This is a genomic window from Hymenobacter telluris, from assembly GCF_017313265.1.
GTDB classification, from domain to species: Bacteria; Bacteroidota; Bacteroidia; order Cytophagales; family Hymenobacteraceae; genus Hymenobacter; species Hymenobacter telluris.
In genome coordinates, this window is the sequence record NZ_JAFLQZ010000002.1 from 157,178 (window position 1) to 172,435 (window position 15,258).

9 protein-coding genes and 1 tRNA gene are annotated in these 15,258 nt (G+C 58.9%); 3 read left to right on the top strand and 7 right to left on the bottom strand.

From position 1 onward, the window contains the following. Positions 1 to 55: 55 nt before the first annotated feature. Together J0X19_RS03040 and J0X19_RS03045 are read right to left on the bottom strand one after the other, a co-directional pair. Positions 56 to 127: transfer RNA gene (locus J0X19_RS03040), tRNA-Arg, on the bottom strand. 113 nt (positions 128 to 240) lie between these two features. After that, on the bottom strand, positions 241 to 1,488 hold the full coding sequence (locus tag J0X19_RS03045) for a Pycsar system effector family protein (RefSeq protein WP_206980914.1): 1,248 nt from the start codon (positions 1,486 to 1,488) through the stop codon (positions 241 to 243). A 256-nt stretch (positions 1,489 to 1,744) separates the two neighbouring features. Here J0X19_RS03045 and J0X19_RS03050 point away from each other — a divergent pair, with 256 nt between their 5' ends. Further along, complete coding sequence (locus J0X19_RS03050; protein WP_206980923.1) at positions 1,745 to 5,635, top strand: metallophosphoesterase; 3,891 nt, start codon at positions 1,745 to 1,747, stop codon at positions 5,633 to 5,635. A gap of 221 nt (positions 5,636 to 5,856) precedes the next feature. Continuing rightward, on the top strand, positions 5,857 to 7,017 hold the full coding sequence (locus J0X19_RS03055) for a DUF6268 family outer membrane beta-barrel protein (protein WP_206980925.1): 1,161 nt from the start codon (positions 5,857 to 5,859) through the stop codon (positions 7,015 to 7,017). A 90-nt stretch (positions 7,018 to 7,107) separates the two neighbouring features. Here the strand turns inward: J0X19_RS03055 and ppk1 are convergent, their stop codons facing one another. From ppk1 to J0X19_RS03080, 5 genes are all read right to left on the bottom strand, one after another. Then, on the bottom strand, positions 7,108 to 9,234 hold the full coding sequence (gene ppk1 / locus J0X19_RS03060) for a polyphosphate kinase 1 (protein WP_206980944.1): 2,127 nt from the start codon (positions 9,232 to 9,234) through the stop codon (positions 7,108 to 7,110). 132 nt (positions 9,235 to 9,366) lie between these two features. Then, positions 9,367 to 9,864, bottom strand: a complete 498-nt coding sequence (locus tag J0X19_RS03065) for a SixA phosphatase family protein (RefSeq protein WP_206980946.1) — start codon at positions 9,862 to 9,864, stop codon at positions 9,367 to 9,369. 283 nt (positions 9,865 to 10,147) lie between these two features. Next, entirely contained in the window at positions 10,148 to 11,422 is a 1,275-nt protein-coding gene (locus J0X19_RS03070) for a M43 family zinc metalloprotease (protein WP_206980957.1), read from the bottom strand. Positions 11,423 to 11,637: 215 nt separating this feature from the next. Next, positions 11,638 to 12,987 carry a GTPase HflX gene (hflX, locus tag J0X19_RS03075; protein ID WP_206980966.1) on the bottom strand — a complete coding sequence of 450 codons (1,350 nt, stop codon included), beginning with the start codon at positions 12,985 to 12,987 and terminating at the stop codon, positions 11,638 to 11,640. 95 nt (positions 12,988 to 13,082) lie between these two features. Next, entirely contained in the window at positions 13,083 to 13,838 is a 756-nt protein-coding gene (locus J0X19_RS03080; RefSeq protein ID WP_206980967.1) for a c-type cytochrome, read from the bottom strand. A 259-nt stretch (positions 13,839 to 14,097) separates the two neighbouring features. Between J0X19_RS03080 and J0X19_RS03085 the strand changes: the two genes are divergently transcribed. Continuing rightward, the gene (locus J0X19_RS03085; protein WP_206980968.1) at positions 14,098 to 15,216 is read left to right on the top strand and encodes a glycosyltransferase family 4 protein; all 1,119 of its coding nucleotides are present in this window, start codon (positions 14,098 to 14,100) and stop codon (positions 15,214 to 15,216) included. Positions 15,217 to 15,258 lie beyond the last annotated feature (42 nt).

A 15,258-nucleotide genomic window follows, 5' to 3' on the forward strand; every position in this document is an offset into this window, starting at 1 on the left:
TTGCTATAGCCCTTAAAAGAAAAACCCTCTCTGCCAATGGCAGAGAGGGTTGCAGTAGCCCCGGCGAGAATCGAACTCACATCTAAAGTTTAGGAAACCCTTATTCTATCCGTTGAACTACGGGGCCAGTAACGGAGAGCACAAAGGTAGGGGATTGTAGATGAGGGATAAAAGCAGAAAGGAGGTCAAAACCGTACATAACGGGCTTTACCTCCTTTCTGCTTTTACTCTGCGTCTACTTTACATCTTGTACAACAGCGCAATGCCGAACGACAGCGACGTCAGAATCAGGCCCACCATGAAAATGGTGTAGCTGATGCGCAGCAGCCGGTATTTGCGGGTCAGCACGTCGCCGAGGTAGTAGATGTCGGTAACCATATTGGTGTAAAGCGCCTCTTTCTCGCCCATTATCTGGTTCATGCCAGCGTGAAAATCGTCGAGTGTGAGCTTGCTGAAGTTACCGAAGAACAGCAGGTTCACGCGGCGGTTGGTGGCAATCTGTGGGCTTTTCTTCAGCCACTTAAAACTGGTTACGTCGGGCTGGGCGCACAGGATGGCTGTTACCACCGAGCCCAGCGCCGTAGCCAGCAGCAAGCCAATGGGGATGGTCAGCACGGGGTTGTTGACGATGGTAGGGCTAAGCACCCCCGATTTGGTACCGGCCTTGGCGCCCAGATAGGTGATGATAACCGATAGTAGCACCGCGTTGAGGCTAATCATCATGTTGGCCTTTTTGTCGGCCATGTCCGAGAGCTTCATGTGGTTGCTGTACATGGTTCGAAACATCGTTTCGATACCACGTTTGGGCTCGGCGAAGGTGCCGGTAGCTTTTTCTTCCTTCTTCTTTTTCTTTTTCTCGGTTTTCTTCAGCAGGTCGCGCTGCTCTTTCAGGTTGGCTTTGAACTGCTCGCCGTAGCGGGCTTTAGCTTCGCGGGTGTGGAACTTGGCCGACAGCAGAAAATCCAGCTGCGACTCGGCCCACTCCACGTTGGAGTAAGTTTTGCCCAGGGTGGTTTCCCACTCGGCGCGCAGCAGCTCGGCATTGGCGAAAAAATCCTCCCGGCCCATCCCGCTCATGTCGGCATCCTGGAGCAGCTGTTGCAGTTCGTTTTCGGAAGGCTCGTCGCGGTGGGTGCACCGGATGGTGTCGGTTACCACCTTGATGCGGGGCTCGGGGTAGCCTTGCTGCCGCAGCCACTGCTCGGCAATGGCCATGCTGCGGTACTCGTGCCCGTCGTTTACTTCAATATAGCCGGTGTCGTGAAACCAGGCGGCCAGCAGCAGCGCCTCCTGGTCGGCGGCTTCCAGGCCCGCATCCTCACCAAGGTTGCGAGCTTCCTTCACCACCGTAACAGTGTGCTTGAGAGAGTGATACACCAGTTGCGGCGGAAGTTTTTCTTCCAGCAGCTGCGTTACGTAGGCTTTCGCCTGCTTCAGGATTTCTGATTTGCCAGCTTTGGCTGGTTCAAGCGTTTCCGTGGGTTCCATTCGAATTACTGGGGATGAGCGACGGGAGCGGGGCGGCGTCCCCAACCGACTTTGAACGCGAATCAAACGCTGAGGTTTTTTACCTTTTGGCTGAACCGTTAGCCGTAGGTTTGCGTACGGCAGGCACTATGGCCTACCAGAGCCCGGTGGGAAGCACCCGTTTCAGTAAGTTACTCGTATTTTCCGATAACTACGGCCACAGGTCGGCGGTTCAGCAACCATCAACTTGCTTGCATTTTCTCTCTATTGCCTCTCTATGAAGCGTCTTTCCTTGTATTGTGGTTTGCTTTGGACGCTGGGGGTAGCCCCGGCGTGGGCGCAGAAAGCCACCCAGACCCCACACCCCATCCGCCCGAATTACAACCACGGCGGTGAAAACTGGGAGTCTAAAACCCCGCCCGACAGCTCCCGCATCCGGTACACCGTGTTCCTGATTGGCGACGTAGGCAAGCCCATTGCGGCCGATAAAGGGGGGGAGCCGTCCTTGAATTTCCTGCGCAAGCAGATTATGGCGGCCGGCTCGAAGAGTACCACCATCTACCTCGGCGACAATATATACGAGTATGGTATGCCCGAAGAAGGCGCCCCCGACCGCAAGGAATCGGAGCGCCGCATTGTGGATCAGCTAGATGTGCTGCGCAGCTACGCCGGCGAGAAATACATGATTCCGGGCAACCACGACTGGAAACAGGGCCACACCGGCGGCGTAGACCAGGTGAACCGCCAGCAACGGTTCGTGGAAAATTACATGACCAACGACTCGGCGGCGTTTTCCTACACCGGCGACTTTTTCATTCCGCGCGATGCTTGCCCCGGCCCGTTTGAGGTGCGCTTGCAGGATAATCTGGTGCTGATTGCCATCAACTCGCAGTGGTTTTTGCAGGGTGAGGCCGAGCGGCCCTACGGCGCCAACAGCGGCTGCGGGGTAGCCAACGAAACCGACTTCTTCACGCAGCTCGAAGACATTATCGAGCGCAACAAGGACAAGAACATCATGGTGGTGGCGCACCACCCCATTCAGTCCGACGGCATTCACGGGGGCTACTTCACGCTGGGCGACCATATTTTCCCGCTGTCCATCGTGTACAAGTATGCCTTCCTGCCGCTGCCGGTGATTGGCTCGGTGTACCCGTTTGCCCGCAAGTACGGCGGCATCTCGCAGGACATTCCGCACCCGCTGTACCAGGCGTATAAGAAAGGGCTGGAGGACATCTTCGCCAAGCACCCGAACATTGTGTACGCCTCGGGCCACGAGCACAACCTGCAATACTTTAAAACGCCCACCTACCACCAGATTGTGAGCGGCTCGGGCTGCAAAACCCAGCACACCCGCTCGGGCAGTGGGGCCAACGCCATGTTCTCCGACAAAGAGAAAGGCATTGCCCGCGTGAATTACTACGACGACGGCCAGGCCTGGGTGGAGTACTACATTCCGAACGACCGGGGCGAAACCGCCCGGCTGGTGTTCCGCACCCCGCTGTATGCCCAGCCGGTAGTGGCCACCGAAGACCGCCCGGCTGTGGCAGCGGGGCCGCGCCCCAACTTCAAAGACAGCACCGTAACGCTGGCCGTAAACCCGCGCTACGCCGACCGGAGCGGTATTCACCGGGCGTTTTTCGGTAAGCACTACCGGCAGGAGTGGGCCACGCCCGTGAAGTTTCCGGTGCTGGACCTCGCCACCGAAAAAGGTGGCTTGACGCCGTATAAGATTGGGGGCGGCAAGCAAACGGCTTCCTTGAAAGTACGCAACGAGGAAGGGCGCCTCTTCACCATCCGCAGCCTCAACAAAGACCCCTCGGCCGTATTGCCGGAAGCATTGCGCTCCGGCGCCGCCGCCGATATTTTGCAAGACCAGATTTCGGCCCAGCACCCGTACGCTTCGCTGGCCATTCCGCCGCTGGCGACGGCTGCGGGCATCCTGCATACCAACCCCGAGCTGCGCTTTGTGCCGCAGGACCCCTTGCTGGGCCAGTACCTGAACCGGTTCTCGAACACGCCCGCCGCTATTGAGGAAGACGCCAACGAAGACCAAAGCAACGTGGCCTCGTTGGGCAATGCCAAGAACCTGGTGGGCACCGACAAGGTGTTTGAGCGGCTGGTAGACGACAACGACAACCGCGTAGACGAAAAAGCCTTTGCCCGCTCGCGCCTCTTCGATATGTGGATTGGCGACTGGGACCGGCACGAAGACCAGTGGCGCTGGGCGGAGAAGAAAGACAAGGACGGTGACCGGAAATTTACGGCCGTGCCCGAAGACCGGGACGTGGCGTTCTTTAAAGGCGACGGTATCTTCCCGTACTTAGCCTCGCGCAAGTGGGCCATCCGCAACTTCCAGAACTTCGGGAAGGACTACGCCGACTGGAAGGGCCTCAACCTGACGGCGCTCAGCAACGACCGGGTGTACCTGGCCTCCGTGACCAAAGAGCAATGGGTGAAGCAGGCCGAGGACATGAAGGCGTCGCTCACCGACGACGTAATTGAGCAGGCGTTCAAGCAGCGCTGGCCCAAGCAGATTTACGACCTGCACGGTCCCGAAATCATTGCCAAGCTGAAAAGCCGCCGCGACCTGCTGCCCCAGCTGGCCGCCGATTATTATGAGGTGGTGAGCAAAGTGACCGAGGTGAAAGGCTCCAGCAAGCGCGAAAAGTTTGTGGTGGAGCGCCTACCCGACGATAAAACCCGCGTGACGGTGCGCAAAATCACCAAGGAAGGCGCCTTGGGCAAAACCCTCTTCGACCGCACCTTCGACAACAAGGTAACCAAGGAGCTGCGCCTCTACGGGTTCGAGGGCAACGACGTGTACGACGTGAAAGGCGACGTGAAGCGCGGCGCCAAAGTCCGCATCATTGCCGGCACCGACAAAGACTCCATCACCGACCGGTCCAACGTAGCGGGCTTCCGCCACTACACGCACATTTATGATGCCGACACCGGCAACGTCATCACGCCGGGCCGCGACACTCGCCTGCGTACCGAGCCGGGCATCGATGTGAGCCGCTACGACGTACACAACCGCTCCGACCGCAAAGACTACACCCTCAACTACTTCGGCCCCACGGCCTACTTTGGCTACAACATTGACGACCGGGTGTTTGTGGGCGGCGGCGCGGTGTACCGCACCTATGGCTTCCGCAAAGAGCCGTACGCTACCGAGCAAAGCCTGGCTGCCAACTATTCGCCTTCGCAGAGCGCCTACAACGTGCGCTACCTGGGGCACTTTGTGGATGTGTTTGGCAAGACTGATTTGCGCGTAACGGCCCAGCTGTACGGTCCGCAGCTGCTCTACAACTACTTCGGCTCCGGCAACGATACCCGCAACATTCTGGCCGACGACGAAGACGCGCGCCCCCGCGACATCAACGACACCTACCGGGTGCGGTTCTCGCGCCTGTACATCTCGCCGGTATTGGAGCGCGACGTGTTCAGCTTCCTGAAAGTGGGCATCGGCCCGCAGTACGACCAGTTCCGGGTGGATGCCAGCCAAATCGGGAGCGAAATCCGCAACGGGCTGGATGCCAATGGCAACGGCGTAAGCGGGGCGGGCCTGGGTATTCGCTCATCTGACTTCCAGCTGAACCGCTACCTGGGTGGCCGGGCCTACCTGAACATTGATGCGGCTTCGTCGCCGAAGAATCCCCGGATTGGCCTGCGCTGGTACAACTCGGTGGAGTACAACCACCAGCTCAACGCCGAGAAGCTGCAATACGGCCGGCTGGCGTCGGAATTCCGCTTCTACATCAGCCCCAACTTCCCGTTCCAGCTCACCTGGGCCGGCCGCATTGGGGCGGCCCGCAACCTCGGCGACTACCGATTCTACCAGGCTAATACCTTGGGCGGTACCACCAACCTGCGCGGCTACCGCCGCACACGCTACGCGGGCCGTTCCAGCGCCTTTGCCAACGCCGAGGTACGCATTCAGCTCTTCGAGTTCAACGCGTATCTGCTGCCCGGCAAGTTCGGTATCATGGGCCTGGCCGATGCCGCCCGCGTGTTTTCGCAGTACGATGTGAAAACCGGCCTCAAGGCCTACCACACCGCTTATGGCGGAGGCGTATGGGTGGATATTCTCAAGCAGGCCGTTATCAACGTCACGTATTCGCAGGGTGAAGAAAACCTGGTATTCCTGGGCTTCGACTTCCTGTTTTAAGCAGCCGGCTGGCATCTGATGCAGGCCGTTAGCTGTAAGCAAGCAACCGCCTGAGTACCCCAAGCAGGGAGCTGGCCATTCCGGGCCGGCTCTTTGTTTGAGGAGGCATTCTGAAGACAAGCTGAAGTGCAAAAAAAGCGAGCAGTCAGCTCAGCCTTTTTACCGACGGGCCCGTTAAGACCAAATAATTCAACGATTACCAAATTCTGACTTTGAAGCGTATGCTGGTTTCTAGTTGCATGTGGGCGCGCGCGGTGCGCAAAACGGTGCTGGGCGTGGGAGGCCTGCTGCTGGCTGCATCAGCCATGGCGCAGGTAACTCCGGCCTCGCCAACGCCGGTATTTCCGGCTCCGGCCCCTCCCCGCGGCGATACGCTAGCCACCGACCAGGTGGGCCAGGACCAGGAGTTTGCTACTCCTTCTGTCGTCAACCAGGGGCCAACCAAGGGCATTATTTTCCACTATGAGCGGATGCCCACGTTTGGGGTGCGGTCTACGGCGCAGGTGGCCAATTTGCCCAACTACTCAGCCGACGCCGAGAAAAACGCCCGGCTCGTTATCAAGGGCTACATTCCGATGCTCAACCACCCGCACCTGAAGCTGATTTTGGGTGTGAACTATGAGCGGGAAGAATTCGAGTTTAAGCGCGCCCCCACCAACTACGAGCTCTACGACAACATCGAAAATAAGGGGTTGAAAACGCTGGGTGCGCAGCTCGCGGTTATCCGGCCGGTGAATACCGTGAACTGGTACATCTTCCGCATTAAAGGCGAGCTGAGCGGCGACTACACTTCCAACGAGCTGAACGTGAGCGACTATCTGCGGGTATCGTCGGAGTTTATTTACGGCTGGAAGCGCAGCCCTACGTTCTCGTGGGGGATTGGGGCGCAGCTGGGTTACACCTTCGGGCGGCAGAGTATCTATCCGGCGGTGCTTTACAACCGCACGTTCAACTCGCGCTGGGGCTTGGAGGCCCTGTTCCCGGCCCGCGTATCGGCCCGCTACAACGTGTCGCCGAAGTCCATCTTCACGGCTGGCTATTCGGTTGACGGTTTCAACTACATCGTGAAGCTAAACTCGCCGCTCACGCGCCGGCTACCTAACGGCGACCCTGAGCCCAACATCAACCCCCTGCGCACGCTGGAGCTACGCGAAACCGAAGTGAAATTCCGGGGGCGTTGGGAGCGGGAGCTATACGATTTCATCTGGCTGGGTGCCGAAGCCGGCTACCGCTACAACTACGCTTTCGACGCCTTCGACCGCACCAACGACGACCGCCAGAAAATCATCGACAGCCAGTTCGATTGGGCCCCCTACGCCAGCCTGGAAATCTTCATCGTGCCCACGAAGGGCTTGCTAGGTCTCTTCGGCATGGGCCGGTAGAACGACTTATTGAGGCTAGCCTCTATACAACCACAACGCCCGCTCTGGTACAGAAACCAAAGCGGGCGTTGTGGTTACGTAAAAACTGCGTTACTCTTTTTCAACCGCCTTTTTCGGGCGCTGGCGGCCAAGCTTTTTCAGGTACGCATACGTGTCGGACTGGGCCCGGACGCGGGGCGAATCCGGCGAGTCAGGCCCCAGGAAGTTGTTCTGCCAGTCGCGGGACTTCACGTTGTCGTGGCGTTGCAGGTCGAGCAGGTGGCGGACTTCTTTGCGCAGGTCGTCTTGCAGAATCGGGAAGGCCACTTCTACCCGGCGGTCCAGGTTGCGGGCCATCCAGTCGGAGGAAGCCACGTAAATCTTTTCCTCGCCGCCGTTACCGAACACGTAGATGCGGGCGTGTTCCAGGTACCGGTCCACGATACCGCGCTGGCTGATGTTGCTGCTCTGGCCTTTCACGCCCGGTATCAGGCAGGAAATCCCCCGAATCAGCAGCTCCACCCGCACGCCGGCCTCACTGGCCTCATAGAGCTTCAGAATCATCCGGTCGTCCTGCAAGGCGTTTAGCTTCAGGATGATGTACGCGTCTTTGCCTTGCTTGGCCAGCTTGATTTCCTGGTCGATGAGGGCGTTGAGCTTTTCCCGTAGCTCGAACGGTGCCACCAGCAAGTGCTGGAAGCTGCCGGTTTTGTCTTGCCGGTCGGAGAAGTAGCGGAACACCTCGGCCACTTCGCTGGTCAGGCGCGGGTCGGTGGTGAACAGGCCGTGGTCGGCGTAAATCTTGCTGGTATTTTCGTTGAAGTTGCCGGTGCTCAGGTAAGCGTACAGGCGGTTGTGGCCTTCTTCGGCGCGCGTAACCAAGGCCAGCTTGCTGTGCACTTTCAGTTCCGGAATGCCATAAATAACGTTGGCGCCAGCCTTTTGCAGCTTCTCGGCCCAGTACATATTGCTTTCCTCATCGAAGCGGGCTTTCAGCTCCACTACCACCGTTACCTGCTTGCCGTGCTTCACGGCTTTGAGCAGCGCCTTGGCCACTTCGCTCTTACTGGAAACCCGGTACAGCGTGATGCTGATGGCGCTTACCAGCGGGTCGTTGGCGGCTTCCAGCAGAAAGCGCGTCACGTAGTCGAACGACTGATACGGCAGGTTCAGCAGATGGTCGCGCTCGGCAATGGCGGGCAGCATGGCGCCGGTGCGGGGCAGCGTGGGGTGGGGCAGGGGTGGGTGGGCCTCGTACACCAAATCGGTCAGCCCGAAGGTGGGGAAGCCGAAAAAGTCGCGGAAGTTGTGGTAGCGGCTGCCTTCTACCAGCTCCTCTTTGCCAATGCCGGTTTTCTGCATCAGCGCCTTCATGGCCTCTTTGGGCATGGCGGGGTCGTAGAGCAGGCGGGCGGGGTAGCCGGTTTCGCGCTTTTGCAGGCTGCTCTTAATCTTGGCCATCAGGTTGCCCGACACCTCTTCCTGAATGTCCAATTCGGCGTCGCGGGAGAGCTTGATAGCCTGCACCTGAATCTTGCCAAACTTCGGAAACAGCGTGTGCGCGCAGCACCGGATTACGTCGTCGAGGAACATCACATACTGTTCCTCGCCTTGCGCCGGCAGCTGCACAAAGCGGCCCCCGTGGCGCTTTACGGGTAGCTCCATCACCAGCATCCGCTCGGTATCGTGCGCGTGCTTTTTCTTCTTGGGCGTTTCGGTGGGCTCGGTCAGGTAGAAGGTCAGGTACACCGTCTGGTCTTTCAGAAACAGGTGGTGCAGGTTCTCGTCCAGAATCACCGGCGACAGTAAATCCTGCACGTGCTGCTCGAAATACTGCTGCACCCACTGCCGCTGCTCGTCGGTGAGGTCGTGCTCTGATACCAGATGAATATGGTTTTCGCGCAGAGCGGGCAGCAGGCTATTCCGAAACGTTTCGCCGAATTCCTGCTGCTGGCGGTGTACCTCTTCCAGCAAGTGGCTGAGCTGCTGGGTGGGGTCTTCGCCGAGCTTGGCGCGGGTTTTCTTTTTCAGCTTCACCAACCGCCGCAGCGTGGCCACTCGCACCTTGAAGTATTCGTCGAGGTTGCTGGAAAAAATGGCCATGAACTTCAGGCGCTCCAGCAGTGGCACCTCGGGGTTCTGGGCTTCCTGCAACACGCGGCGGTTGAAGGCCAGCCAACTCAGCTCCCGGTTCAGGAGTACCGGCTTGGTAGCCACTTTTTTTTCGGTTTTTTCCATGAGACGGTGGGCGGGTCAGGCGGGAATTAAAAATTAAAAATTATGAATGAAAAAATCCCGTCCTCCTGGTTTGCTGCCGAGTGGACAGGCAAAAGGAGAATTCTTAATTTTTAATTCATAATTCTTAATTGACTAGTGGTTGTCTTTGGGGCGGTCGAAGAAGTAGAATTCGGAATTGGCTTGGTCTACGCCAGCCCAGGTTTCGGTGTGAAAGTGCAAGCACACAATACCGGCAGTGGGCAACTCCTCGTTGATGGCATCCGGCGAGAGCAGCTGCACAAACTCCGAGATGGTGCTGTTGTGGCCCACCATCAGCACCGATTGTGCGGTGTCGGGGCAGGAGCGTACCACTTCCAGCAGCGTGGGCACCTCGGCGTGGTAGATTTCGGGGCGCACCTCAATTCGCTCGTGCGGGTAGTCCAGTTCCTTGGCTACCAGCGCGGCCGTGGTCATGGCCCGCACCGCCCCCGACGAGATTATCAAGTCCAGTTTGATGTTGCGCTTAGCTAAGGCCTGGCCCATGCGAGGCGCATCGTCGCGGCCCCGGTCGTTGAGGGGGCGCTGCTCGTCGGTGAGGTCGTCGAAGCTCCAGCTGGATTTAGCGTGGCGCATCAGGTATAAAGTTTTCATGCGGGCAGGATGGGTTACAACAACTCGGAAGCACGCCTCTTTACTACGCGGCCCGCAAAATGGTTATTGCCAGACAGAAGCACAACAGGAAAATAATGCCTCGGGTAACTCCGCAAAGTAGTAGGCGTGCAGCGTATTCTGCTGATTATGAACAGATAAACAAAAGGCCGGAAGCTAGAAAAGCCTGCCGGAGCGGCAGGCTTTTCAACTGGTGAGTGGTACAATAGATTGGTTACGTAGAGCCGACGGTGCTGCAACACGCGCCGATTTTTTCGTAAGTAAACTATTCTTTCTGGAAACGCTGCCGAATTGTCTGCTGGCCGTCGGAAATAACCACCTGATACAGGCCCTGCGGCAAACCCGAAACGGCCACCTGCGACTGGCCATTGTAGCGGGCCTGCTTCATTTCATACCCGAGCAAATCGTATACTTTCACGGTCCAGGCGGTGGCTTTTTCGGCGGGCAGCGTTACGTTCAGGGTTTGGGTAGCAGGGTTCGGGAACAGCTGAACGGCGCTGGTGCTCAGGGTGCTGGTAGTAGCAAGCTGGCGCGGAGCCGTGCCCCCCAGCGAATTTGCCAACGACGCGCGGGCGCCACCAGCAGCAAATAAGGCGTTCATGCGGGTGCTTTGGCCGGTCGAGAACATGTACATGCAGGCGTCGTCGGTGTAGTCCATGTAGTTCATGCTCATGTCGCCTTGGTTGCTGCACGTCACGTGGGGGTAGCTGGGGCAGCCGTAGTTGGCCGTTTGCTGGGTGGGCGTGTCGCTCACTAGGTCGTTGCCGCAGCTGGCATCACCCCAAATGTGGCGCAGATTCAGCCAGTGGCCTACTTCGTGGGTGGCGGTGCGCCCTTTGTTGTAAGGAGCCGCCGAGCCGCCCGGCAACGACGAGTACAGCACCACTACGCCGTCGGTGCTGGCGGCGCCACCCGGAAACTGCGCGTAGCCGAGCAAGCCCTGGCCCAGGTTGCACACCCACAAATTCAGGTATGAACTGGCCGGCCAGGCGTTGGAACCACCGCGCTTGGCATTCTTCACGGCGTCGTTGCTGCTCCACGACGTGGTTTTGGTGAGCGTGCGCACAATGCCGCTGGTAGGGTTGCCGCTAGGGTCGCGCTGGGCTAGTACAAACTGGATGTTGGTATTGGCGGCCAAGCCGGCAAAAGCTGCCGGTACCAAGTTGGCATCGGCGTTCAGCTTGGCAAAATCCTTATTGAGCACGTCAAGCTGCGCCTGCACCTGCGCAGTTGATACGTTTTCGGCAGCGGTTTTGTACACCACGTGCACTACCACCGGAATGGTAACCACGCCGGCCGTGGCCCGGCTGGCCATGCTGGCAGCGTTGCCCTGAAACGTACGGGTTTGAGCTTCCACCGAGGCCATGCGTTGCGCCAATGAGGGGTCGGCGGCTAACTGGGCTTGCAGCACTTCCATGGTAGCACACTGGCGGCCAGGCGGCGTGAGGGCTTTGTCGGGAGCTAGGCGGAACTCCTGGGCCGAGGTGGCAGAGGCCAAGCCTAATAAAGAGAGGACCAGAGCGTAGAATTTTCCTTTCATGAGTACGGTTGATTTGGTTTTGGATGGTGGAAGTGGAGCGGAAAGCTGAATATATTGATAATATGTTAATAAACTGCGTGCATAATTAAGATACTTATATAATATGATTTTGTATATATACAGGATGCGCACCATCAGCCGCGTTTTTGGTCGGGTAAGGCCATGAAAAAAGCCCTGGCACATTGCCAGGGCTTCCAAGTTGTAAGCGTCCGTGCTTATTCCTCCACGCTTTCCACGCTAAAGTCGCCCAGCGAGTTGGGGTAGCGCTGATAGTGGAGCTTGGCCACGTGCCGCGTCAGCAGGGCCCGTAGCTCATCAATGTTTTCACGCTCCTGCGCCGAAATGAACAGTACCGGGTCGTGCAGCTTGGCCATATAGGTGGCTTGCAGCTGCGCCAGGGTGGGCCGCTGCGGCGCGTCTTCGTCCTCGTTCATGCCCTCGAAGCCGGCTTGCTTTTCCATTTCCGTGTCGTGGCGGTACTGGTCTATCTTGTTGAAGACGAGCAGCATGGGTTTGTCGGCGGCCTCAATGTCCTTGAGCGTTTCGTTTACCACTGCAATCTGCTCCTCGAAGCCGGGGTGCGAAATGTCCACCACGTGCACCAGCAAATCGGCCTCCCTGATTTCGTCGAGCGTGCTTTTGAAGCTCTCGATGAGGCGGGTGGGCAGCTTGCGGATAAACCCTACGGTATCGGACAGCAGAAACGGTACGTTGTCGAACGAAATCTTGCGCACCGTGGAGTCAACGGTGGCGAAGAGCTTGTTTTCGGCAAACACGTCGGAGCGGCTCAGCAGGTTCATGATGGTGCTTTTGCCCACGTTGGTGTAGCCCACCAGCGCCACCCGCACAATACCGCCGCGCGACTTGCGCTGGGTGTGGCTCTGCTTGTCGAAATCCTTGAGCTTGTCTTTCAGCAAGGCTATCCGGTCGCGCACTACGCGCCGGTCGGTCTCGATTTCCGTTTCCCCCGGTCCGCGCTGGCTCACGCCCCCACCGCGCTGCTTGTCTAAGTGGCTCCAGAGGCCGGTGAGGCGCGGCAGCAGGTACTGGTACTGCGCCAGCTCCACCTGCGCCCGCGCCGTAGCCGACTTGGCCCGCGTGGCAAAGATGTCGATGATGAGCAGGGAGCGGTCCACTATTTTCACCGTCAGCTCGGCTTCCAGGTTGCGCAGCTGCGAGGGGGAAAGGTCATCGTCGAAAATAACCATGCTGATGCCCTTGTGCATCACGTAGGCCTTGATTTCGGCTAGCTTGCCTTCCCCCACAAACGTGCGGATGTCGGGCTTGTCGAGGCGCTGCACGAAGCGGTGCTGCACATCTACCCCGGCGGTTTCGGCCAGAAACGCCAGCTCGTCAAGGTATTCCTGGGTGCGGGCGTCGGCCTGGCGTTTGTCGGGTACGGCTACCAGCACGGCGGTTTCGCGCTGCACGGCGGTATCATACGTGGCGTCTTTGTTGCCTTTGGCCAGCAGGCGGCCCACCCGGCCGGGGATGTTGTCGGTGGCGCCGGGGTGGCGGGTACTATTGGTATGCTGGCGGCCGCCAGCGTTGGATTTCTTGGCCATGTAAAGGAAAAGAGTGGGTTGGGAAGGGAGAGAATAACGAATAAAAACAGTTTTCTATATAATAAGGTTCGGATAGCCTGACTATTGCCAACAGGCTACTTGAGCGTCAGGGAATACGCCACTACCGCCTGAATCTGCTCGGGCGTGAGTTGGTCTTTGAAGCCCGGCATCTTGCCCAGGCCCTGCGTCACCATGTACACGCGGCCAGTGGTATTGAGGTTGCTTTTACTGAGGTCGTGGGCACCATTTAACCCCAGCTTGCCGTCGGAGCCATGGCATACGGCGCAGTTTTTAGTGAACAGCACTTTGCCTTCGGTCAGGGCCACATCTACCTCGGGCTCGGCCGGGGGCGAAGCCTGCGCGGCACTGGCCGAAGCCGCGGATATGGCGGCAGCCTCCGCCTCGGAAATTCCGGCCGGGTCGGTGGTGAGGGTATCAACGGGTGGGGCGGCATCGGGCGTGGCAACGGCTTCGGGCAGGCCGGGGGCAGCCAGGCTGGCAAGGGGCCGGGTTGGGCGCCGGAGTGTCAGGCTACCGGTTTCGGCTACACCATACACGTACAGAAATCCTAGCAGCGTGAGGGCCACGCCCGGCTTGTACTGGCGGCGCATGGCGGCAATAGCCAGCGGCAGCAGTACCAGCACCAAACCCAGCTTCGTCCAGAGCCAGCCGGGTATGTTGCCAGGATACGTAGCCAGCAGCCAACCACCCGTGGCCAGAATCAGGAACCCCAATAAAGAATCGACTACGCGGGTCCGGGCCCGCAGATGGCGCAGGGCTTCCTGACGGCCCAGGAACAACAATGCAGCTTTAACGGCGAAAAACAGCAGAAAGGCCAGTATAACCAGCACATGCAAGCGGAGAAGCAAAGGGGCAGAAGTGAAGAGGTGAAAAGTAGATTCGCGTTTCAGTGAACAAAGGTAAGGCCGGAAAAAACGGGCGGCGCACGGAAATATTCTGTCTTGACAGGCCCTCACCCAGCAACTTTTCAACTAGGGCCACCCGCTACCCGCTGCCGCACATAACCGGGCGGGGCCTGTTTGCCTGCCTATCTTTGCCCCCGAAACAGCAACTCACCAGTTCACCACTTCACCATTTCACCTTCTGCCCGTGCGCGTTGCCATTGTCATCAACACCTCCTGGAATATCTGGAATTTTCGGCGCAGCCTGGTAACTGCCTTGCAGGCCGCCGGCCACGAGGTACTGGCTATTGCGCCCCCCGATGCGTATTCCGAGCGGCTGCAAACCGAGCTGGGCTGCCGCTACGTGCCCATCCTGATGGAAAACAAGGGCACCAACCCCATCAAAGACGCCCAGCTGACCCGCCGTTTCTATACCATCTACCGGCGCGAGCAACCTGATGTGGTGCTGCACTACACCATCAAGCCCAACATTTATGGGGCGCTGGCGGCCCGGCTGGCAGGTATCCCCAGCGTCAACAACGTGTCGGGCCTAGGCACGGTGTTCATTGTGAAGAACTTCGTGAGCCGGGTGGCGTTGCAGCTCTACCGCTACGCCTTCCGTTTCCCGCGTAAAGTGTTTTTCCAGAACGCCGACGACCGGGCGCTGTTTCTGGAGCACGGCCTGGTGCGCGCCCAAATTACCGACGTGCTGCCCGGCTCCGGGGTAGATGTGCGCCGGTTCCAACCCGCCGCCGCGTTTCGGCGCCAGGAGCCGTTTGTGTTCCTCATGATTGCGCGGGTGCTCTACGAGAAGGGCGTGGAAGAATATTTCGAGGCGGCCCGCCTGGTGCGCGAAGCCGTGCCCGGTACACGGGTGCAGCTGCTGGGCGGCATTGATGAAAGCGGCGGCGTGGGTGTGAAGCGGGCCGTGTTCGAGCAATGGCTCACCGCCGGCCACATCGAATACTTGGGTACCACCGACGACGTGGCCGCCTACATCCGCGAAGCCGACTGCGTGGTGCTGCCTTCCTACCGCGAAGGCACGCCCAAGACCCTGCTCGAAGCCGCCGCCATGGGCAAGCCCATTGTAACAACCGATGTACCCGGCTGCCGCGAAACCGTGGTGGATGGCCAGAACGGCTACCTCTGCGAAGTGCGCAATGCCCCTGACTTAGCCAACAAAATGCTGCGCATCCTGGGGCTTTCCAGCCCCGAGCTGCAAGCCATGGGCCAGGCCGGCCGCCAGCTAGCCGAAACCAAATTCGACGAGCAAATCGTGCTCGATAAGTATCTGCGCGAAGTGGCTGCCGTGCAGAAAGGTAATTAGGCGGATGGCCTAAAGGCCTTAACTTGCCACCCGAAAAGCCAA